21 protein-coding genes are annotated in these 20,591 nt (G+C 43.9%); 18 read left to right on the forward strand and 3 right to left on the reverse strand.

What is annotated here, in order from left to right; genetic code table 11:
* Window positions 1-70: 70 nt before the first annotated feature.
* The 12 genes from alaS (at window position 71) to AC4CV5_RS12325 (ending at window position 11,969) form a co-directional block, all read left to right on the forward strand.
* Window positions 71-2,707: an alanine--tRNA ligase gene (gene alaS / locus AC4CV5_RS12270; RefSeq protein WP_490922892.1), complete on the forward strand. Its 2,637-nt coding sequence runs from the start codon at window positions 71-73 to the stop codon at window positions 2,705-2,707.
* Between the two features lie 84 nt (window positions 2,708-2,791).
* Window positions 2,792-3,058, forward strand: a complete 267-nt coding sequence (locus tag AC4CV5_RS12275) for an IreB family regulatory phosphoprotein (RefSeq protein WP_003225903.1) — start codon at window positions 2,792-2,794, stop codon at window positions 3,056-3,058.
* Between the two features lie 7 nt (window positions 3,059-3,065).
* Window positions 3,066-3,482 carry a Holliday junction resolvase RuvX gene (gene ruvX, locus AC4CV5_RS12280; protein WP_003225905.1) on the forward strand — a complete coding sequence of 139 codons (417 nt, stop codon included), beginning with the start codon at window positions 3,066-3,068 and terminating at the stop codon, window positions 3,480-3,482.
* Between the two features lie 17 nt (window positions 3,483-3,499).
* On the forward strand, window positions 3,500-3,781 hold the full coding sequence (locus AC4CV5_RS12285) for a DUF1292 domain-containing protein (protein ID WP_003237470.1): 282 nt from the start codon (window positions 3,500-3,502) through the stop codon (window positions 3,779-3,781).
* Window positions 3,782-3,921: 140 nt separating this feature from the next.
* A complete protein-coding gene (gene mltG, locus AC4CV5_RS12290; protein ID WP_326221364.1) occupies window positions 3,922-5,004 on the forward strand; it encodes an endolytic transglycosylase MltG in 1,083 nt (360 codons plus the stop codon).
* Window positions 5,005-5,155: 151 nt separating this feature from the next.
* Window positions 5,156-5,809, forward strand: coding sequence for an O-methyltransferase (locus tag AC4CV5_RS12295; protein WP_166850235.1), 654 nt, complete (start codon window positions 5,156-5,158; stop codon window positions 5,807-5,809).
* A gap of 5 nt (window positions 5,810-5,814) precedes the next feature.
* A complete protein-coding gene (locus AC4CV5_RS12300) occupies window positions 5,815-6,744 on the forward strand; it encodes a peptidase U32 family protein (protein ID WP_166850238.1) in 930 nt (309 codons plus the stop codon).
* 18 nt (window positions 6,745-6,762) lie between these two features.
* Window positions 6,763-8,031: a peptidase U32 family protein gene (locus tag AC4CV5_RS12305; RefSeq protein WP_166850241.1), complete on the forward strand. Its 1,269-nt coding sequence runs from the start codon at window positions 6,763-6,765 to the stop codon at window positions 8,029-8,031.
* Window positions 8,032-8,036: 5 nt separating this feature from the next.
* Window positions 8,037-8,672: a uridine kinase gene (gene udk, locus AC4CV5_RS12310; protein WP_003225916.1), complete on the forward strand. Its 636-nt coding sequence runs from the start codon at window positions 8,037-8,039 to the stop codon at window positions 8,670-8,672.
* A 249-nt stretch (window positions 8,673-8,921) separates the two neighbouring features.
* A complete protein-coding gene (greA, locus tag AC4CV5_RS12315) occupies window positions 8,922-9,395 on the forward strand; it encodes a transcription elongation factor GreA (RefSeq protein ID WP_166850244.1) in 474 nt (157 codons plus the stop codon).
* Window positions 9,396-9,448: 53 nt separating this feature from the next.
* The gene (locus AC4CV5_RS12320; RefSeq protein ID WP_490922895.1) at window positions 9,449-11,203 is read left to right on the forward strand and encodes a peptidoglycan D,D-transpeptidase FtsI family protein; all 1,755 of its coding nucleotides are present in this window, start codon (window positions 9,449-9,451) and stop codon (window positions 11,201-11,203) included.
* A gap of 64 nt (window positions 11,204-11,267) precedes the next feature.
* A complete protein-coding gene (locus AC4CV5_RS12325) occupies window positions 11,268-11,969 on the forward strand; it encodes a YrrS family protein (protein ID WP_490922897.1) in 702 nt (233 codons plus the stop codon).
* A gap of 36 nt (window positions 11,970-12,005) precedes the next feature.
* Here AC4CV5_RS12325 and AC4CV5_RS12330 read toward each other — a convergent pair whose 3' ends face one another.
* Complete coding sequence (locus AC4CV5_RS12330; protein WP_003225924.1) at window positions 12,006-12,209, reverse strand: YrzA family protein; 204 nt, start codon at window positions 12,207-12,209, stop codon at window positions 12,006-12,008.
* 191 nt (window positions 12,210-12,400) lie between these two features.
* On the opposite strand from AC4CV5_RS12330, the gene AC4CV5_RS12335 reads away from it, so the two are divergent.
* From AC4CV5_RS12335 to AC4CV5_RS12355, 5 genes are all read left to right on the forward strand, one after another.
* Complete coding sequence (locus tag AC4CV5_RS12335) at window positions 12,401-13,042, forward strand: class I SAM-dependent DNA methyltransferase (protein WP_326221373.1); 642 nt, start codon at window positions 12,401-12,403, stop codon at window positions 13,040-13,042.
* Window positions 13,043-13,062: 20 nt separating this feature from the next.
* Window positions 13,063-13,758: a 5'-methylthioadenosine/S-adenosylhomocysteine nucleosidase gene (gene mtnN, locus AC4CV5_RS12340; protein WP_019259023.1), complete on the forward strand. Its 696-nt coding sequence runs from the start codon at window positions 13,063-13,065 to the stop codon at window positions 13,756-13,758.
* Between the two features lie 63 nt (window positions 13,759-13,821).
* Window positions 13,822-14,745: an O-acetylserine dependent cystathionine beta-synthase gene (locus AC4CV5_RS12345; protein ID WP_490922900.1), complete on the forward strand. Its 924-nt coding sequence runs from the start codon at window positions 13,822-13,824 to the stop codon at window positions 14,743-14,745.
* A 1-nt stretch (window position 14,746) separates the two neighbouring features.
* Window positions 14,747-15,886, forward strand: a complete 1,140-nt coding sequence (locus tag AC4CV5_RS12350; protein WP_490922902.1) for a bifunctional cystathionine gamma-lyase/homocysteine desulfhydrase — start codon at window positions 14,747-14,749, stop codon at window positions 15,884-15,886.
* Window positions 15,887-15,968: 82 nt separating this feature from the next.
* Window positions 15,969-16,199, forward strand: coding sequence for a YrhC family protein (locus AC4CV5_RS12355; RefSeq protein WP_166850264.1), 231 nt, complete (start codon window positions 15,969-15,971; stop codon window positions 16,197-16,199).
* A gap of 36 nt (window positions 16,200-16,235) precedes the next feature.
* Here AC4CV5_RS12355 and AC4CV5_RS12360 read toward each other — a convergent pair whose 3' ends face one another.
* On the reverse strand, window positions 16,236-16,718 hold the full coding sequence (locus tag AC4CV5_RS12360; RefSeq protein ID WP_166850267.1) for a helical membrane plugin domain-containing protein: 483 nt from the start codon (window positions 16,716-16,718) through the stop codon (window positions 16,236-16,238).
* A gap of 18 nt (window positions 16,719-16,736) precedes the next feature.
* The gene (fdhF, locus tag AC4CV5_RS12365) at window positions 16,737-19,679 is read right to left on the reverse strand and encodes a formate dehydrogenase subunit alpha (protein ID WP_373923850.1); all 2,943 of its coding nucleotides are present in this window, start codon (window positions 19,677-19,679) and stop codon (window positions 16,737-16,739) included.
* Window positions 19,680-19,992: 313 nt separating this feature from the next.
* Here fdhF and AC4CV5_RS12370 point away from each other — a divergent pair, with 313 nt between their 5' ends.
* Window positions 19,993-20,361, forward strand: a complete 369-nt coding sequence (locus tag AC4CV5_RS12370; RefSeq protein WP_166850270.1) for a Na-translocating system protein MpsC family protein — start codon at window positions 19,993-19,995, stop codon at window positions 20,359-20,361.
* The last annotated feature ends 230 nt before the right edge of the window (window positions 20,362-20,591 follow it).

Below are 20,591 nucleotides of genomic sequence, written 5' to 3' on the forward strand. Positions count from 1 at the left end.
GTTTGCATAGGGGGAGGGCTTTTTTGCTGTCACTAAAGAGAATTTCGATTTTTATAGAGGAGGAAATACAATGAAACACTTAACTTCTGCGGAAGTGCGTCAAATGTTTTTGGATTTCTTTAAAGAAAAAGGACATGCTGTAGAACCAAGCGCGTCATTAGTGCCTCATGAGGATCCTTCATTGCTTTGGATCAACAGCGGTGTGGCGACGTTGAAAAAATATTTTGACGGACGTGTCGTTCCGGAAAATCCAAGAATCGTAAACGCTCAAAAAGCGATCAGAACAAACGATATTGAAAATGTAGGTAAAACTGCGCGCCATCACACATTCTTTGAAATGCTCGGTAACTTTTCCATCGGCGATTATTTCAAAGAAGAAGCCATTACATGGGCTTGGGAGTTTTTAACGAGCGACAAGTGGATCGGCTTCGACCAAGAGCTTCTTTCTGTTACGGTTCATCCTGAAGATGAAGAGGCGTATGAGTTCTGGGCGAAAAAAATTGGTATTCCTGAAGAAAGAATTATCCGTCTGGAAGGGAACTTCTGGGACATCGGTGAAGGCCCGAGTGGTCCGAATACTGAGATCTTCTACGACCGCGGTGAAGCATACGGTAATGATCCAGAAGATCCGGAGCTTTACCCAGGCGGAGAAAACGACCGTTACCTGGAAGTATGGAACCTTGTGTTCTCTGAGTTCAATCATAACCCTGACGGCACGTACACACCGCTTCCGAAGAAAAACATTGATACGGGCATGGGGCTTGAAAGAATGGTATCTGTCATCCAGAATGTCCCGACAAACTTTGATACCGATTTGTTTGTTCCGATCATCAAAGCTACAGAATCTATTTCTGGTGAAACGTATGGCGAAGACAATGTGAAAGACACTGCGTTTAAAGTGATTGCCGACCACATCAGAACGGTTGCCTTTGCTGTCAGTGACGGAGCGCTTCCGTCAAATGAAGGCCGCGGTTATGTATTAAGACGCTTATTGCGCCGGGCTGTGCGTTATGCCAAAACGATCAACATCCACCGTCCGTTCATGTACGATTTAGTGCCGGTTGTCGCTGAGATCATGGCTGATTTCTATCCAGAGGTGAAAGAGAAAGCGGATTTCATCGCAAAAGTCATTAAAACCGAGGAAGAGCGCTTCCACGAAACACTTAATGAAGGGCTTGCCATCCTGTCAGAAATGATCAATAAAGAAAAAGACAAAGGCAGCAGCGTTATATCAGGTGCCGACGTGTTTAAACTGTACGATACGTATGGATTCCCGGTTGAGCTGACTGAAGAATACGCAGAAGACGAGAACATGACGGTTGACCATAAAGGCTTTGAAGAAGAAATGAATCAGCAGCGTGAACGGGCAAGAAACGCCCGCCAGGATGTCGGCAGCATGCAGGTGCAGGGCGGTGCATTACGGGATGTTACCGATGAAAGCACATTTGTCGGCTACTCTCAAACAAAAGCTGATGCCAATATCATTGTGCTTCTTCAGGACGGCCAATTAATGAATGAGGCACATGAAGGAGAAAGCGTACAAATTATTCTTGACGAAACACCGTTCTATGCAGAAAGCGGCGGCCAAATCGGCGATAAAGGCTATCTCCGCAGCGAACAGGCAGTGGTAAGAATTAAAGATGTGCAAAAAGCGCCGAACGGCCAGCATGTGCATGAAGGTGTTGTGGAGAGCGGTACTGTTCAAAAAGGCTTGCATGTTACGGCTGAAGTTGAAGACCATATGAGAAGCAGCGTCATTAAAAACCATACGGCAACGCATTTATTGCACCAGGCACTAAAAGACGTTTTAGGAACTCATGTCAATCAGGCAGGATCTCTTGTGACTGAAAACCGTCTTCGTTTTGACTTCTCGCACTTTGGCCAAGTGACAAAAGAAGAGCTTGAACAAATCGAAAGAATCGTAAACGAAAAGATCTGGGCGAGCATCCCGGTCAGCATTGATTTGAAACCGATCGCTGAAGCAAAAGAAATGGGCGCGATGGCTCTGTTCGGCGAAAAATACGGCGATATTGTACGGGTCGTTCAGGTCGGAGACTACAGTTTAGAACTGTGCGGCGGCTGCCATGTCAGAAACACAGCAGAAATCGGACTGTTTAAAATCGTTTCTGAATCTGGAATCGGAGCAGGGACAAGACGGATTGAAGCTGTAACGGGACAAGGCGCTTACGTCGAAATGAACAGCCAGATTTCAGTATTAAAGCAGGCTGCTGACGAGCTGAAAACAAATATCAAAGAAGTGCCGAAACGGGTTGTGGCTCTGCAAGCTGAACTGAAGGAAGCACAAAGAGAAAATGAATCTCTTCTTGCGAAACTCGGTAATGTGGAAGCAGGAGCGATCCTGTCGAAAGTAAAAGAAGTTGATGGTGTGAGTGTGCTTGCGGAAAAAGTAAATGCAAAAGACATGAACCATCTCCGCACAATGGTGGATGAACTCAAAGCAAAGCTTGGCTCTGCGGTGATTGTGCTTGGTGCGGTACAAAACGATAAAGTCAATATCTCTGCCGGAGTAACAAAGGATCTCATTGAGAAAGGCCTTCATGCCGGCAAGCTGGTCAAACAAGCTGCGGAAGTTTGCGGCGGAGGCGGCGGAGGCCGTCCGGATATGGCGCAAGCAGGCGGCAAACAGCCGGAAAAATTAGAAGAAGCTTTGGCTTCTGTAGAAGATTGGGTGAAATCCGTTTTATAATTTGCCCATGTAGTGTAGAATGATGGTAAGATTAGGACCCCAGGCTGAACTTTGCCTGCGAATTTGGGAAAGAGGTGCAAAACGGTGAGCTCGTTTGATAAAACGATGAAATTTAATTTCTCCGATGATTCTGCCGAAACTAACGTAAATGAGGTGCTGATTACAGTGTATGACGCGCTTCAGGAAAAGGGCTACAATCCAATCAATCAGATTGTCGGATACTTGCTGTCAGGTGATCCCGCTTATATTCCTAGGCATCGTGACGCTCGTAATTTAATTCGCAAACTTGAAAGAGACGAATTAATCGAGGAATTGGTGAAGTCTTATTTAGAACAGCATAAAGAGGCGTAAATAAAGAATGAGAATATTAGGACTCGATTTAGGAACCAAAACACTCGGTGTTGCTCTGAGCGATGAAATGGGCTGGACTGCTCAAGGCATTGAGACCATAAAGATCAATGAAGCGGAAGGCGATTATGGTTTATCCCGTTTATCTGAACTGATAAAGGAGTATACTATAGATAAAATCGTGCTCGGCTTTCCTAAGAACATGAACGGAACAGTCGGCCCGAGAGGTGAAGCCAGCCAAACATTTGCGAAAGTGCTTGAAACAACGTACAATGTTCCTGTTGTGCTGTGGGACGAGCGTCTTACCACAATGGCGGCTGAAAAAATGCTGATTGCCGCTGATGTCAGCAGGCAAAAACGAAAAAAAGTCATTGATAAAATGGCGGCTGTCATGATTTTGCAAGGATATCTCGACAGCTTAAATTAAAGCCAGAGGTGAAGGAAATGGAACACGGCGAAAAAAATATTACAATTGTTGACGATCAAGGAAATGAACAGCTTTGTGAAGTGCTGTTTACATTTGAAAACGAAGAGTTTGACAAGTCTTATGTGCTGTACTACCCAATCGAAACAAAAGATGACGAAGAAGTAGAAATTCTCGCTTCAAGCTTCACGCCAAACGAAGACGGTGAAAACGGTGAGCTATTCCCGATCGAAACTGACGAGGAATGGGATATGATTGAAGAAACACTAAACACATTCTTAGCGGACGAAGACGAAGAATAAAACACCGCGCCAAACCAAAGCCGGAGCCATACTGCTCCGGCTTTTTTTCTGCTTTATGAAGGCCTCTTTCACCTTTTTTTGTAATAAATTGCCGAAATACAATGAATCATGTAGTATAAGAGCTGATGGGAGGAGACCTAATGTATATCAATCAGCAAAAAAAATCATTTTTTAATAAAAAAAGAATCATACTGTCTTCCATTATTGTGCTGCTTCTCATCATCGGCGGGGCATTTTTATATGGGAAATCATTGCTTGAACCTGTAGAAAAGGACAGCAATACGACAGTTAACATTAACATTCCAAGCGGCTCGTCTGTTTCGGCTATCGCATCGATATTAAAGAAAAACGATGTCATAAAAAGCGAGAAAGCATTTCAGTATTATGTGAAATATAAAGGTGCTTCGGGGTTTCAGGCGGGATTCTACCATCTGAATAAAGGAATGGATTTGGATGAGATTATTCATAAGCTGACAAGCGGGGCTACAAGCTACGCCTTTCAAATTACGGTGACTGAGGGAGCGCAGCTGACTCAAATCGCGGCCGCTATTGCTGATGAAACGAAATACTCTAAAAAACAAATCATAGCGAAACTGGACGATGAAACATTTATCAATCAGCTGAAGAAAGAATTCCCGGACACTGTGACAAACGATGTTTTCAATAAAAACATTAAGCATCCGCTGGAAGGGTACTTGTTCCCGGCTACATACCCTTTTAACGATCCGGACACGTCACTTGAAGACATTATCACGGCAATGCTCAAACAGACAAATTCTTATGTGGAAACATACAAATCAGAAATGAAGAAAAATAAACTATCTGTGCATAAGCTGCTGACGATGGCTTCTTTAATTGAAGAAGAAGCAACTGAAAAAGCCGACCGCCATAAAATTGCGAGCGTCTTTTATAACCGCCTGAAGAAGAAAATGCCGCTCCAAACGGATCCGACCGTGCTGTATGCGGCAGGCAAGCATAAAGATCGGGTATTTTATAAGGATCTGGAAATCGATTCACCGTACAATACGTATAAAAACACAGGACTGACCCCAGGGCCGATTGCCAACGCCGGCATGTCGTCATGGGAAGCGGCACTGCATCCGGATCAAACGGACTATCTGTACTTCTTGGCCAAATCAAATGGTGAAGTCGTATTTACAAAAACGCTAAAAGAGCATAATAAAGCAAAAGAAAAATACATTTCCTCAAAAAATGAGAAATAAAAGGAGAGCAAAAAGCTCTCCTTTTATTCGCTTTCCGCAAGGTTTTATGATAAAATATATCGGGTTGTTTACCGATGTATCATGATGTATTCAGAGAGTGTCCTGTATAAAAGACTGGGGCACTCCTTTTTAGAACGGGAGGCTGTTTGTTGTGACTGACCGCTATGAACAAATAAATGACTATATAGAAGCATTATTGAAGCCTCGGCCGGAAAATGTGAAGAAGCTTGAAGCATATGCAGAAGAACATCATGTCCCGATCATGGAAAAAGCGGGCATGGAGGTGCTGCTTCAACTTTTGTCTGTGAAACAGCCGAAAAAAATATTAGAAATCGGAACGGCCATAGGTTATTCCGCCATTCGAATGGCGCTGGAGCTGCCGTCTGCTGAAATATATACAATTGAACGCAATGAGAAACGCCATGAAGAAGCGGTAAACAATATCAAGGAATTTCAGCTTGATGACCGGATTCATGTTTTTTACGGAGACGCGCTTGAATTAGCTGACGCCGTTCATGTAACAGCGCCTTACGACGTCATTTTTATTGACGCTGCAAAAGGTCAGTATCAAAACTTTTTTCATTTATATGAACCGATGCTTTCACCGGACGGGGTGATTTTAACAGACAACGTGCTGTTTAAAGGTCTGGTTGCAGAGGATTACAGCAAAATAGAACCGAAAAGAAGGCGCAGGCTGATAACAAAAATTGATGAATATAATCATTGGCTGATGAATCATCCGGATTATCAAACTGCGATTATTCCTGTCGGGGACGGACTTGCGATAAGTAAAAAGAAGAGGTGAACGTCATGAAAAAACCAGAGCTCTTAGTGACGCCGACGAGTACAGCGGACATTTTGCCGCTGATACAGGCGGGGGCAACTGCGTTTTTAGTTGGGGAACAGAGATACGGCTTGAGATTAGCCGGAGAATTTCCTCGTGAGGATGTAACAAAAGCTGTAGAGATCGCTCACAAAGAAGGGGCAAAAGTATACGTTGCTGTAAATGCAATTTTCCATAACGATAAAGTAGGTGAGCTTGGCGAATATCTCGCTTTCTTAGCGGAAACCGGTGTCGATGCAGCGGTATTCGGCGATCCGGCGGTGCTTATGGCTGCTCGTGAATCTGCGCCTGACCTGAAGCTTCATTGGAGCACAGAAACGACCGGCACCAACTACTATACATGCAACTACTGGGGACGAAAAGGCGCGGCGCGTTCTGTGCTTGCCAGAGAGTTAAACATGGACAGCATTGTGGAGATTAAAGAAAACGCTGAAGTCGAAGTTGAAATCCACGTGCATGGAATGACGTGCATGTTCCAATCGAAGCGTTCTTTGATTGGAAACTATTTTGAATACCAAGGTAAAGTCATGGACATTGAAGGAAAGAAAAAAGAATCGGGCATGTTCTTGCACGATAAAGAACGTGATAATAAATATCCGATTTTCGAAGATGAAAACGGCACGCACATTATGAGCCCGAACGATGTATGCATCATTGATGAGCTTGAGGAATTGATAGATGCAGGCATTGATTCTTTCAAAATCGACGGTATCCTGAAATCGTCTGAATACCTAATAGAAGTCACCAAAATGTACAGAGAAGCGATTGATCTGTGTGTGGAAAACCGTGACGAATACGAAGCGAAAAAAGAAGACTGGATTGAACGCATTGAAAGCATCCAGCCCGTTAACAGAAAAATCGATACCGGATTCTTCTTCAAAGAAACGGTTTATTAATCAAAAGGAGGTTAAGCTATGACTGCCGTAAATGATAAGATATCCACAATCGTCGATGGAAAGCGTGTAATTACGAAAAAGCCGGAGCTTCTCGCACCCGCGGGGAATCTTGAAAAGCTGAAAATTGCTGTTCATTACGGAGCGGACGCGGTCTTTATCGGAGGACAGGAATACGGGCTGCGCTCAAATGCCGATAACTTTACGATCGAAGAAATTGCAGAGGGCGTTAAATTCGCAAAGCAATATGGCGCGAAGATCTACGTCACGACAAATATTTTCGCCCATAATGAAAACATGGACGGGCTTGAAGAATACTTAAAAGCACTTGGAGACGCCAACGTTGCCGGCATCATTGTGGCAGATCCGCTTATTATCGAAACATGCCGCAGAGTGGCGCCTAACGTTGAGGTTCACTTGAGCACACAGCAATCTCTTTCAAACTGGAAGGCTGTTCAGTTCTGGAAGGAAGAAGGCCTTGACCGCGTTGTGCTGGCACGTGAAACAAGCGCTCTTGAAATCAGAGAAATGAAAGAAAAAGTAGATATTGAAATCGAATCTTTTATTCACGGTGCGATGTGTATTGCATATTCCGGCCGCTGTGTCCTAAGCAATCACATGACAGCTCGGGATTCCAACCGCGGAGGCTGCTGCCAGTCTTGCCGCTGGGATTATGATCTTTATCAAACAGACGGTGCCAACGCCGTTGCTTTGTATGGTGAAGAAGATGCACCATTTGCGATGAGCCCGAAAGATTTGAAGCTGATTGAATCCATTCCGAAAATGATCGAAATGGGCATCGACAGCTTAAAAATCGAAGGTCGCATGAAATCAATTCACTATGTAGCAACAGTTGTCAGCGTATACCGCAAAGTCATTGACGCTTATTGCGCTGATCCGGATAACTTTGTGATTCAAAAAGAATGGCTTGAAGAGCTTGATAAGTGCGCCAACCGGGACACTGCGACAGCTTTCTTTGAAGGAACGCCAGGCTATGAAGAGCAAATGTTCGGTGAGCATGCCAAAAAAACGACGTTTGATTTTGTCGGCTTAGTGCTGAATTATGATGAAGACACACAAATGGTCACACTTCAGCAGCGCAATTTCTTCAAAAAAGGCGACGAAGTGGAATTTTTCGGTCCAGAAATCGAAAACTTTACACATACGATTGAAACCATTTGGGACGAAGACGGAAATGAGCTAGATGCTGCCCGCCATCCCCTGCAAATTGTCAAATTCAAACTAGACAAAAAGATTTATCCGAGCAACATGATGAGAAAGGGGAAGTAACACCCATGGGTAAGAATCCAGTAGTCATTGGAATCGCAGGAGGTTCCGGTTCAGGAAAAACGAGTGTCACACGGTCCATTTATGAACAATTTAAAGGACACTCGATTTTAATGATCCAGCAAGACCTTTATTATAAAGACCAAAGCCATCTTCCATTTGAAGAAAGGCTCAACACAAACTATGATCATCCGCTTGCGTTTGATAATGACTATTTAATCGAGCATATTCAAGATCTATTGAATTACCGCCCGATTGAAAAGCCGATTTACGACTATAAGCTTCACACACGTTCAGAAGAAACGGTTCACGTAGAGCCAAAGGATGTTATTATCCTTGAAGGCATTCTAGTTCTTGAAGACAAAAGACTCCGTGATCTGATGGATATCAAGCTTTACGTTGATACAGACGCTGACTTGCGTATCATCAGACGGATTATGAGGGATATTAATGAGCGCGGCCGCTCTATTGATTCTGTCATTGAACAATATGTGTCAGTCGTCCGCCCGATGCATAACCAATTTGTCGAGCCGACGAAACGATACGCTGATATCATTATCCCGGAAGGCGGACAGAATCACGTCGCAATTGATCTGATGGTCACAAAAATCCAAACCATTCTTGAACAAAACGCGATTTTGTAATACCATAGCATAGACATAAATAACTCTGACCATATTATGTATAGGCAGGAAGGGGATGTCAAATTCCCTTCTTTCCCTGTTTATAAACGCGAAATATTTGCAGAACGACAAGATTCAGTTTAAGATAAACAGTACCTATATGGGAGAGAAGAACGAGGACTGCCCTGTGTTCTCATTCTTGTATTTTTTAGTTTATGCTCTCATACATAATCGAAGATGATGAGGGACAACCAGAAGGAGTGAAGGGACATGGCACAAGAGAAAGTTTTTCCTATGACTGAAGAAGGAAAACAAAAACTTGAACAAGAATTAGAATATTTGAAAACGGTTAAACGAAAAGAAGTAGTAGAACGCATCAAAATTGCGAGAAGTTTCGGAGACCTTTCCGAGAACTCTGAATACGATTCAGCGAAAGAAGAGCAGGCATTCGTAGAGGGCCGTGTGACGACTCTTGAAAATATGATCCGCAACGCGAAAATCATTGAAGATGACGGCGGCTCTAACGTTGTCGGTTTGGGTAAAACAGTCACTTTCGTCGAACTGCCTGACGGTGACGAAGAATCATATACAATCGTCGGAAGCGCTGAAGCAGATCCGTTTGAAGGAAAAATCTCAAACGACTCACCGATCGCAAAAAGCCTGCTGGGCAAAAAAGTAGATGACGAAGTCACAGTTCAAACACCGGGCGGAGAAATGCTCGTGAAAATTGTGAAAATTTCATAATATCCGTTTAGCAAAGAAACACCTCGTCCACAATGTGGGTGAGGTGTTTTTTTATGAAGATATCGAAACGAATGAAGCTGGCAGTCATTGCTTTTTTGATCGTGTTTTTTCTGCTTCTGCTGCGACTGGCGGAAATCCAGCTGTTTTTCACAGAATCATTTTCTAAAAAGAAAATCAATTTGATCCAAGAAAGTGTAAAACAGCGGACGGAGGAAGTGCTCATTTCTGACGGAAGAGGCTCCTTTTTAGATCGAAACGGGCAGGCGCTGACCGGCAAAAGCGAGCCTGCGGTTGTTTTGTTCCCTTTTCTGCTGACGCAGGATTGGCCGATCAAAAAAGTTGCGGACATCCTTGGCATGTCTGAAGATGAACTGCACCAGACACTTGCAAAGGCGAAAAAACCGGTCATTTTGCAACAAAAGAAAATCAAAACACTTTCGAAACAATCTATCACAAAAATCAATTCTTTGAAATATCCCGGCATTTACGGCGTATATATGGAGAATGAAGACAAGCCCAGCCTTGCTTCACATACGATAGGGAGCACGAATCAAGATCCGGCGCTTCTCCGGAAGAAATATCCTGATAAGGAGAACCTTCCGATTACAACAGAAATCGGGACGACCGGTTTAGAAAGGACATTTGATGAGTTTTTGCTTCCGGAACAAGACACAAAGCTTTTATATCATGTGGACGGAAAAGGAAACCCTTTGTTTGGCATGGACGTCAAATATACAGCTGAAGCCAATACGTTTTATCCGCTCCAGATCAAAACAACGATCGATCAAAGCATTCAAAAAGCGATGGAGGAGGTAGTGGATGAACAGGGGCTGAAAAAAGGAGGAGCTGTGCTGCTGGACATCGAAAATAGCAGTGTTCTGGGCATTGTAAGCAAACCGGATGCCGATGTCTCAAGGCAAAACACGCTTCAAAATTATATGCTGACGCCAATCTATCCCGGTTCTGTTTTTAAAACAGTCATTGCCGCAGCTGCGATCGAAAATGATACGGTGAAGCCGAGCCAAACCTTTAATTGCAATTTAAACCTGTACGGGGAACCGGGCGATGACAAAGGAACCTTGTCTTTTGATGAAAGTTTTGCCCAAAGCTGCAATTACACATTTACGAGTCTTGCAGAACAATTAATGAAAAAAGACAACTCGGTTATTGAAGATATGTCCGGAAAGCTGGCTCTGACTGATCGGGCAGGCTGGGAAGGAAAACTGTATCACGAAACAGATTTCCGCCAGTTGTATAACGAAAAAAGCGGCGTGATTTGGGGGGATGAAAAAGACAAATCAGTCAAAAAAGCCATTGCGCAAACAGCGATCGGGCAGAAAAATGTAAAGGTAACGCCGCTCGAGGTAGCCAATATGATGGCGACAATCGCTCGCGGCGGAGAAAAGCGGCAGGTGAAAATCGCTGAACAAATTGAATATAAAAACGGCACAACACTCGTTAAGTTTAAAGATCAGAAGCTCAAAGGAGAAACGATAGACAAATACACGGCACAGCAGCTTCAAAAAATGCTGAGGCGGGTGGTGGAATCTCCTTCCGGAACGGGCAGAAGGTTTCAGGATCTTCCGTATACTGTAGCAGGGAAGTCAGGCACAGCCCAGACAGGCAAGCTTTCAAAAGAAAAAGAAACGCTCTATGAAAAATGGTTTGCCGGATATTTTCCTGCTGATAAGCCGAAATACGCTCTTGTCGTTTTACACATGGACACGCCGGGGGATAAGGCTCTGACAAATTCCGTGTTTTATGATATTGTTAAAAAAGTACACGAAATTGAAATCAATCAGAAATAGAACAACTTCTCAGCACATGGTAAAATATATGCTGAGCCAAGAGGGATAAAGGAGTGCAGAATTATTGAGCAATAATCAATCTCGTTATGAAAACCGTGATAAGCGCAGGAAAGCTAATTTAGTGCTTAACATTTTAATTGCAATCGTATCCATACTAATCGTCGTAGTAGCAGCTAATCTCTTCATTAACAGTCCTTCTAGCAAAGATGTCAGCAAGGATTCTGAAACAGCGCAAAAACAGGAATCTCCGGCTTCAGGAAAGACGGAAAAGAAATCGGACGAGGATATAAAAGACAGCAAGAAAGATACATCTGACAGCGAAAAGGATTCTGAGAAGTCTTCTGACTCAGACTCAGATTCTAAAAAAGATGATTCTTCTAAGAGTGATGATTCTGATTCAGACTCAAGCTCAGATTCAGATGACCCGCTTAAAGATGCAAAAGTTACTGAAGGCGGCTCATCAAGCGACGTGGAAAAAACGTATGAAAACCCTGACTGGAAAGCAGTCGGAACTGAGCAGACGGGCGAGCATGCCGCCACCTATGACTCAAGCTCACAAGACTGGGCTGAGATGCTAAAAGCCATTTCATATGCAACTGGTGTCTCAACAGATCACATGACGGTGCTCTGGCTCGGAAACAACGGCAGCCCTCAGGATGCCAAAGGCAAGATTTTAGATAAGACGACAGGGGATAAATATCAAGTCACGATTACATGGGTTGATGAAAAAGGCTGGAAGCCGACAAAAGTAGAAAAACTAAAATAAACAAAAGCAGCCGGTGTAGAACCGGCTGCTTTTGTTTTAAGCTTCAGCTGCGAAATGAACAACCGCGCTGTACAATATTCTTCCGTCTGCCACAGCGGTTTGGTGTGAAACAGATTTCACCCGGAGCATGATGGCTTTATTGTTTTCAATTTGTGTATTGATTTTCTTTTCAAGCTCCTGCAATGAAGCCGCTTCGAAAAATTCAACTTTGTCTTTTATCAAATCTAATTGAAAATTCATGTCTCGACCCTCCAGCTTTCACAAGTCATATGAAGTATAAGCTTTTTTGCGGGTAACGCGCAATATAGATGGCATAAAATACACAAAGTGTTTTAGTACCTGCTTTACAGAAGATGTGGTATTATAGGAACTGTTCCATCATTAATTCATAGTATGCTTATAGGAATTATAAAATATGGAGTGTGACAAATATGGGACGTGAATTTATCCCTCTCTTTGAAGATTGGGCAGCAACTTATGATCAAACAGTACAAGGCTTTGATATTCAGTATAAAGAAGCGTTCAGAGGCTACGATAATATCCTTGATGCCATCGTCAGCAAATCTGGAACGCATGTGTTAGAATTTGGCCCGGGGACGGGGAATTTAACAGCCAAGCTGCTGGAGGCGGGTAAATCTGTATTTGGAATTGAACCGTCTCCCGCAATGCGCAAATTGGCTTCTGACAAGCTGTCAGGCAGGGCGGAAATCGTTGACGGAGACTTCCTGACATTTCCCGAGCCGCCATTTCATGCTGACACAATTGTCAGTTCATATGCTTTTCATCATTTGACTGACGAAGAAAAGCGGGCTGCCATAAAGCAATATGGCAAATACCTTCACTTGCATGATAGAATAGTGTTTGCCGATACCGTCTTTGAAGATGTGCAAGCATATCAACGGGCTATTGATAAAGCCCGTTCTCAAGGCTTCTATCAACTGGCAAATGATTTAGAGACGGAGCATTATCCCACATTGGATGCGTTGAAAGAGATGTTTACAGCTGAAGGTTTTGCAGTCCAATTCACTCAGCAAAACGACTTCGTGTGGATAATGGAGGCGATCAAACGGTAAAGTGAAGGGAATGTGAATAGATGAAACTAGCAGTCATCGGAGCAATGGAAGAGGAAGTTACCATCCTAAGAAGCAAACTTGAACATGCAAAAACAGAAACAATCGCACACTGTGAATTTACCACAGGCGAATATGAAGGAACTGAAGTGATTCTTTTAAAATCAGGAATTGGAAAAGTAAATGCTGCCATCAGCACAACACTTTTGCTTGACCGTTACAAGCCTGATTATGTGATTAACACAGGCTCAGCGGGCGGATTTCATCATACACTGAATGTAGGAGATGTCGTTATTTCTACTGACGTTCGCCACCATGACGTAGATGTAACAGCCTTTGACTATGAATACGGCCAGGTTCCGGGTCTTCCGGCTGCTTATGCGGCAGATGAAAAGCTGATCAGCATCACTGAAGAAGCGATTTCTGAACTAGACGGCATTCAGGTTGCAAAAGGGACGATCGCAACAGGCGATTCTTTCATGAACGATCCGAAGCGGGTTGAAGAGGTGCGTGCGAGATTTTCTGATCTGTATGCGGTTGAAATGGAAGCTGCGGCAGTGGCTCAAGTGTGCCATCAATTTAAAACGCCGTTTGTCGTCATCAGAGCGTTATCTGATATCGCAGGAAAAGAATCACATGTATCATTTGACCAATTTTTAGAGCAGGCGGCTGTCAATTCAACAGAGCTTGTGTTAAAAGTGATCAAACGAATTCATTAAAACGGGGGAAGAGTTCTCCTCCGTTTTCCCTAAAAACAACCTCTATCAAGGAGGAGGACATATATGACGGTTATTACGGATATTACCGAGCTGATTGGAAACACACCGCTTCTCCGCCTGAAGAACTTCGATGTTCCTGAAGGAGTCGCAGTGTATGCCAAGCTTGAAATGATGAATCCCGGCGGAAGCATCAAAGACAGACTGGGAGATATGCTGATTCGTGACGCGCTGGAGTCAGGCAAGGTGAAGCCCGGCGGAGTGATTATAGAAGCCACGGCAGGCAATACTGGGATCGGCCTAGCGCTGAGTGCCAGAAAATATGGGTTACAAGCGATTTTCTGTGTCCCTGAACATTTCAGCACAGAGAAACAGCAAATTATGCAAGCGCTTGGAGCTTCAATCATTCATACACCGCGTCAAGACGGAATGCAGGGAGCCATTCAAAAAGCCGTTCAGCTGGAGAGAGAAATTGAAAATTCTTATTGTGTTTTGCAATTTAAAAACCGAGTAAATCCATCGACTTACTATAAGACGCTTGGACCTGAAATATGGGAAGCGCTTAACGGCAATATTCATACGTTCGTCGCAGGGGCAGGATCAGGAGGCACATTCGCAGGAACTGCTTCCTTCTTAAAAGAAAAAAATCCAGCAGTCAAAACAGTGATTGTCGAACCGGAGGGCTCTATTTTAAACGGAGGAGAGCCACATGCTCATAGAACAGAAGGCATCGGCATGGAGTTCATCCCCGATTATATGAATGAGAGCCATTTTGATGAGATCTACACCGTAACAGATGAGAATGCGTTTAGACTTGTGAAAGAAGCGGCAGAAAAAGAAGGTCTGCTGATCGGAAGCTCTTCAGGTGCAGCGCTTTATGCAGCATTGGAGGAAGCGAAAAAAGCATCCGCAGGAACAAACATTGTCACCGTATTTCCTGACAGCAGTGATCGATATATCAGCAAACAAATATACGAAGGAGGCATCTAATATGAAGAAAAAAACATTGATGATTCATGGCGGAATCACAGGTGATGAGAAAACAGGAGCAGTGTCCGTGCCTATTTATCAAGTTAGCACGTACAAGCAGCCGAAAGCAGGGCAGCATACCGGCTATGAGTATTCAAGAACGGCCAATCCGACTAGAACCGCTCTCGAAGCACTTGTGACAGAACTGGAAGGCGGGGAAGCAGGCTATGCGTTCAGTTCTGGAATGGCTGCTATTACAGCGGTTATGATGCTGTTTAACAGCGGAGATCATGTCGTGTTGACTGATGATGTGTACGGCGGAACATACCGCGTGATGACAAAGGTACTTAATCGTCTTGGCATTGAATCAACATTTGTCGATACAAGCAGCAGAAAAGAAGTTGAAAAAGCGATTCGTCCTAACACAAAAGCTATATATATTGAGACACCGACAAACCCGCTGCTCAAAATCACCGATTTGTCGCTCATGGCTGATATTGCAAAAAAAGCAGGTGTTCTGCTTATCGTAGACAATACCTTTAACACTCCTTATTTCCAGCAGCCGCTTACTTTAGGAGCTAATATCGTGCTTCACAGTGCGACAAAATATCTTGGCGGACACAGTGACGTCGTCGGGGGTTTAGTTGTGACAGCTTCGAAAGAGCTTGGAGAAGAGCTGCATTTTGTGCAAAACTCCACAGGCGGCGTCCTTGGCCCTCAAGATTCCTGGCTGTTAATGAGAGGAATTAAAACATTGGGACTCAGAATGGAAGCGATCGATCAAAATGCGCGGAAGATCGCAAATTTTCTTGAGAATCATCCTGGTGTCCAAACGTTATATTATCCTGGTTCTTCAAATCACCCCGGACATGAGCTCGCAAAAACACAAGGGTCTGGCTTCGGCGGCATGATCTCCTTTGATATCGGGAGTGAAGAGCGGGTTGATGCGTTTTTAGGGAATCTGAAACTGTTTACCATTGCTGAAAGCCTGGGCGCGGTAGAAAGCTTAATTTCTGTTCCTGCAAGAATGACACATGCCTCTATTCCGAGAGAGCGCCGGCTTGAACTAGGCATTACGGACGGATTGATCAGAATTTCTGTAGGAATTGAAGATGCGGAAGATTTGCTGGGAGATATCAAGCAGGCGCTTGAAAATATATAACAAATGGATAGAATTACTTTCTCTGTAAGCTGCCAGATTATATTATAATAGTCGTATACTATGAATCTGGCAGGTGATTCTTTTGAATAAAAATAGAATGAAATCTTTAAAAGAAGACTACAAGCATTTTGCTTTTACATTGCTTGCAGTCAGCACTTTTATATATATAGGCGCAGTTCTTCCCGATCAGGGCTTAACGTTAGGCCAGAAATCGATGATGTTTTTAGCGGATTGCGTATTTTTAGCAGGTGCTTTCTTTTGCGCTGATCGTTCATTGGTTTACAAGAAGCGTTTGGAAGAAGCCGACAAATAAAAAACAGCCATCAACTCAGCGATGGCTGTTTTTTTGTTATTTTTCTTGCAGTTCTTTTCCCATGCCTTTTAAAAACTGAAGGCCGAAGCCGACGGCTCTGTTGATATCAGGATCGTTCATTGCTTTTAAAAGGTCAAGAATTCCGACTTTCTTGTCTTCTTTTAAAAAGCTTTGCGCCTGTTCAGTTCCTGCCATCACGCTTTCTATGAGCTTTCCAGTAAACTGCGGATCTGCTTTTGTCAATGCGCCTCCGGCAGCCATCATCGTGTTGATGAGATTGGTGACAGGCTCACGCGAAACCTGGCCAAGCGCTATTTTGGCAATGTCTTCCTTCGCTCTCAGCATGCTTGTTGCCGCGTCAAATATCCCAAGATCATTGAGTTCATTCATTAACGTCATCGTTTTAGAGACAGCATCCTCATTTTCCGCCAGCAGCTCTTTCAGCTCTTCAATTTTTTCAAGCTTCATTTGCTCTGCTGTTTTTGTTTCTTTTTTGATCGTCGTAATAGGAGTGGCCATTCGTATTCCCCCTTTCATTTAATCAGTCAGATGGACATAGCCCGGACGGTTCCATTTTCTTTCTGCTTCCACCCCGTTTTGCGGGTGCCGTTTTTTGTTGCGCGGATTTGTTTTCGGAAGCGGTGCTGTTTCGCAACCTCCAAGCACCTCCATGCGGACCTTTGTCTGTTTATAAGCAGGCGTGTTCGTCCGTTTATCAGCTGCAGGCCCTGTCAGGAAGTTAATCGCTGACTCCTTGTCTGTTGAGTTCATTGGCAGATAGAGTTCATTTTTCCGCACACGGTCTGTGATCAGTGCGTTTAATTTGACTGCTCCGAACGGAGAAACGAGCCGTACAAGCGAACCGTCACAAACACCTCGCTCCTGTGCAAGCTCAGGCGAGATTTCAACAAATACATTCGGCACTTTTGCTTGAATGCCTTTCGATTTATTTGTCATGTTTCCTTCGTGGAAATGCTCCAGCATCCGGCCGTTATTGATATGAAGATCATATTCTTCCGGAAATGCCGCTGGCTCAGTCCAATCAGAAAGGGCAAAACGGGCTTTTTTATCAGGGAAATTAAATCCGTCTTCATACAGAAGCGGTGTGCTTTCACCTGAGTAGCTGCCCCATAGGAAGCTGTTCCAGCCTTCAAGCACCTCATAGCTTGCTTTGCCAAACAGAGGAGAAAGGCTCGCCATTTCTGAGAAAATGTCACTTGGATGGCTGTAATTCCAGTTCGCTCCTAAGCGGTTTGCCACCTCTTGAATAATCCACCAGTCCGGTTTCGCGTCACCAAGCGTCGGAAGCGCCTGATATAATCGCTGCACACGGCGTTCTGTATTGGTAAATGTTCCGTCTTTCTCAAGTGAAGGAGTAGCTGGCAAGACGACATCGGCATATTGAGCTGTTCTTGACAAGAAGATATCCTGAACCACGAAGAAATCAAGGCTTGATAAAATATCATGTACGTGGTTCGCGTTTGAATCGACAAGTGCCATATCCTCGCCAACAAGATACATCGCTTTCATTTTTCCTTCTTCAATGGAATGAAGCATTTGAATATTATCTAAACCAGGCTTTCCGTCAATCGTGACACCATAAGCCTCTTCAAATTTAGCGCGGGCATTATCATCTGTAATATGCTGATATCCCGGCAGCCAGCCTGGCAATGTTCCCATATCGCAAGCGCCTTGAACGTTATTATGTCCGCGCAGAGGATAAGCGCCGGCACCCGGACGGCGATAGTTGCCAGTAGCGAGAAGCAGGTTTGAAATTGCTGCTGACGTATCAGAACCGCCTGTATTTTGTGTGACACCCATCCCCCAAAGGACACAAGTGCCGTCAGCGTCACGAATCATTTCGGCAATTCGAATGATGTTTTCTTTAGAAAGGCCTGTGATGCGTTCTGCATAATCAAGCGTATAGGTTTTAAGCGTTTCTTTATAATCTTCAAAGTAATTCACGTTCTCATCAATAAACGCCTGATCGTGCCAGCCTTGGTCGATCATATATTTCGTAACAGCCATCAGCCAAACTTGGTCTGTGCCTTGTTTAGGGCTGATGAACAGATCAGACCGCTCAGCCATCTCATTTTTACGCAGGTCGGCAACAATCAGTTTTTGGCCGTGGAGCTTGTGCGCCCGTTTGACACGTGTTGCTAGCACAGGGTGTCCTTCTGCCGGATTGGCGCCGACAATGATGACGAGACCGGCTTTGGCAATATCTTTAATCGTGCCGGCGTCACCGCCCATGCCGACAGTGCGGAACAATCCGTCTGTAGCAGGGGACTGGCAGTAGCGTGAGCAGTTATCGACATTGTTTGTTTCAAATACCTGACGCGCTAATTTTTGAATGACATAGTTTTCTTCATTCGTAATCTTAGAAGAAGAAATAAACCCGACAGATCCATTGCCGTACTGCTCTTTAATCGATCCTAATCTGCTTGCGACAAGATCGAGGGCTTCTTCCCAAGAAGATTCAACAAAAGCCCCGTTTTTACGGATTAAAGGCTTTGTGATCCGCTCTTCAGAGTTGACGAAATCCCAGCCGAATTTCCCTTTGACACATGTAGAAATCGCGTTAACCGGAGCGTCAGAAACAGGCTGGATTTTCAAAATATCCCGTCCTTTTGTCCATACTTCAAAAGAACATCCGACACCGCAGAACGTACATACAGTTTTGGTTTTTTTCGTTCTCGTTTCACGCATTGCCGCTTCGACTTCAGAAATGGCAAAAATGCTGCCGTACCCAGGTTCAACGTTTTTCACGAGGTCAATCATCGGCTCCATGACATCCTCTTTGATGCCTGTCATAAAGCCAGCCTGCCCGAGCATTGATTTTTCCATCAGCGCATTACATGGGCATACTGTGACACACTGGCCGCAGCTGACACAAGAAGATTCATTGATCGGAACTCCCTCATCCCAAATCACGCGAGGACGTTCGCGTTCCCAGTCGATTGAGAGTGTTTCATTTACTTGAAGGTTTTGACATACCTCAACACACTGGCCGCAGGCAATACATTGGTTTGGATCATAGCGGTAAAACGGGTGAGACATATCAACCGCGCAAGACGGATCTTCTTTTGGCGTGTATGGGTATTTTTGATGCTCGATACCCATCATTTCTGCTGTGTTATGCAGCGTGCAGTTCCCATTGTTGTTATCGCAAACCGTACAATACAGCAAATGATTTTCAAGAAGGCGGTCCATCGCTTCGGTTTGCGCTTCTTTCACCCGATTGCCCGAAAGGTCAATTGACATTCCATTTTCTGCAACAGTAGAACATGAACGAACCAGCTTGCCGTTTGCCTCTACAATACAAGTATCACAAGTTTGGATTGGGTCTACCTCTGGAACGTGGCAAATCTGCGGGTACTCAATCCCGTTTTCATTTAAAATGTCTAAAATTGTGGCCCCTGCTCGTGCTTGAATTTCTGTTCCGTCAACACGGACACTGATCGACTTAACGTCCATCATATTCATATTCCCCTCCATCTTTCTTTCAAGAAGTCAAAAAAAGCCATGTATAGATACACCTGTCCTTAACTCTAAGAAGGTGTAAACACACATGGCGGAATAGTTCACTAGCAAGTCTTACTAACAGACCAATCCTTGATTTTTATAAAACGATAGACTCATAACAAGATCTTATTACAAATCCATCACACTGCTTTTATTATAATGTGATATTTATTATAATACAATATAGCAGGAAAATTTTAACCAAGTGAAATGTCCTGAGGGGGACCGGGAAAAGCCTTATGAGGCAATATCGGAAGGGGTAATTAGCATGTCTAAAAAAATTCATGAGTTCAATGATATTATTCGAAAACTTCGCAAAGAATTGTTTGGAAAAGGGCCTGAAAGGATTCATACTGTATTTGTAGAAAACATGGCAGTCTCAACACTGTACGGAAATCTGAGTGCAAGCGAGCAGTTTATCGCCCGCACACCTGAAGGAAGAGAAATGGTACATGCGGCTCGGACAAGCCTGATTCAAGATCTTTATTCCAAACAAACGCCGGAAGGAATGGAGGAGCTGATCGGGGCTAAGCTTGTCCATTTGTTTTCTGATATAAAAATTGAGGAAAATATCGCTATATCTGTGTTTGTCTTTGATCGAAAAATAGATGATCAAAAAGAAGCTCTGCAAAGCTAGCATATTTGTCATTGACACAAATTTGTCACATTTGATATGATGTTGCTACAGTTATAGAAGGCTTAAAGCAATGGAATGTATGCACGAACTGTATACGTTCTCTTTCAATATCTTACATTCTGCTTGATATTGTTGTATGGGTATGCATACAAGTTAGGCAGCATTCAAACGCCTGGTTTCACACAGGTTATTTGAGTGCTGCCTTTTTTATTGCCTTTCTGCCATAACTG

The organism is Bacillus sp. NS1 (assembly GCF_058248265.1).

Excerpts from the sequence above, each read along its gene's own strand:
- alaS (WP_490922892.1), top strand. The coding sequence starts at position 71 with ATGAAACACTTAACTTCTGCGGAAGTGCGTCAAATGTTTTTGGATTTC.
- ruvX (WP_003225905.1), top strand. The coding sequence starts at position 3,066 with ATGAGAATATTAGGACTCGATTTAGGAACCAAAACACTCGGTGTTGCT.
- AC4CV5_RS12285 (WP_003237470.1), top strand. The coding sequence starts at position 3,500 with ATGGAACACGGCGAAAAAAATATTACAATTGTTGACGATCAAGGAAAT.
- mltG (WP_326221364.1), top strand. The coding sequence starts at position 3,922 with ATGTATATCAATCAGCAAAAAAAATCATTTTTTAATAAAAAAAGAATC.
- AC4CV5_RS12300 (WP_166850238.1), top strand. The coding sequence starts at position 5,815 with ATGAAAAAACCAGAGCTCTTAGTGACGCCGACGAGTACAGCGGACATT.
- AC4CV5_RS12305 (WP_166850241.1), top strand. The coding sequence starts at position 6,763 with ATGACTGCCGTAAATGATAAGATATCCACAATCGTCGATGGAAAGCGT.
- udk (WP_003225916.1), top strand. The coding sequence starts at position 8,037 with ATGGGTAAGAATCCAGTAGTCATTGGAATCGCAGGAGGTTCCGGTTCA.
- greA (WP_166850244.1), top strand. The coding sequence starts at position 8,922 with ATGGCACAAGAGAAAGTTTTTCCTATGACTGAAGAAGGAAAACAAAAA.
- AC4CV5_RS12320 (WP_490922895.1), top strand. The coding sequence starts at position 9,449 with ATGAAGATATCGAAACGAATGAAGCTGGCAGTCATTGCTTTTTTGATC.
- AC4CV5_RS12330 (WP_003225924.1), bottom strand. The coding sequence starts at position 12,209 with ATGAATTTTCAATTAGATTTGATAAAAGACAAAGTTGAATTTTTCGAA.
- AC4CV5_RS12335 (WP_326221373.1), top strand. The coding sequence starts at position 12,401 with ATGGGACGTGAATTTATCCCTCTCTTTGAAGATTGGGCAGCAACTTAT.
- mtnN (WP_019259023.1), top strand. The coding sequence starts at position 13,063 with ATGAAACTAGCAGTCATCGGAGCAATGGAAGAGGAAGTTACCATCCTA.
- AC4CV5_RS12345 (WP_490922900.1), top strand. The coding sequence starts at position 13,822 with ATGACGGTTATTACGGATATTACCGAGCTGATTGGAAACACACCGCTT.
- AC4CV5_RS12350 (WP_490922902.1), top strand. The coding sequence starts at position 14,747 with ATGAAGAAAAAAACATTGATGATTCATGGCGGAATCACAGGTGATGAG.
- AC4CV5_RS12360 (WP_166850267.1), bottom strand. The coding sequence starts at position 16,718 with ATGGCCACTCCTATTACGACGATCAAAAAAGAAACAAAAACAGCAGAG.
- fdhF (WP_373923850.1), bottom strand. The coding sequence starts at position 19,679 with ATGATGGACGTTAAGTCGATCAGTGTCCGTGTTGACGGAACAGAAATT.
- AC4CV5_RS12370 (WP_166850270.1), top strand. The coding sequence starts at position 19,993 with ATGTCTAAAAAAATTCATGAGTTCAATGATATTATTCGAAAACTTCGC.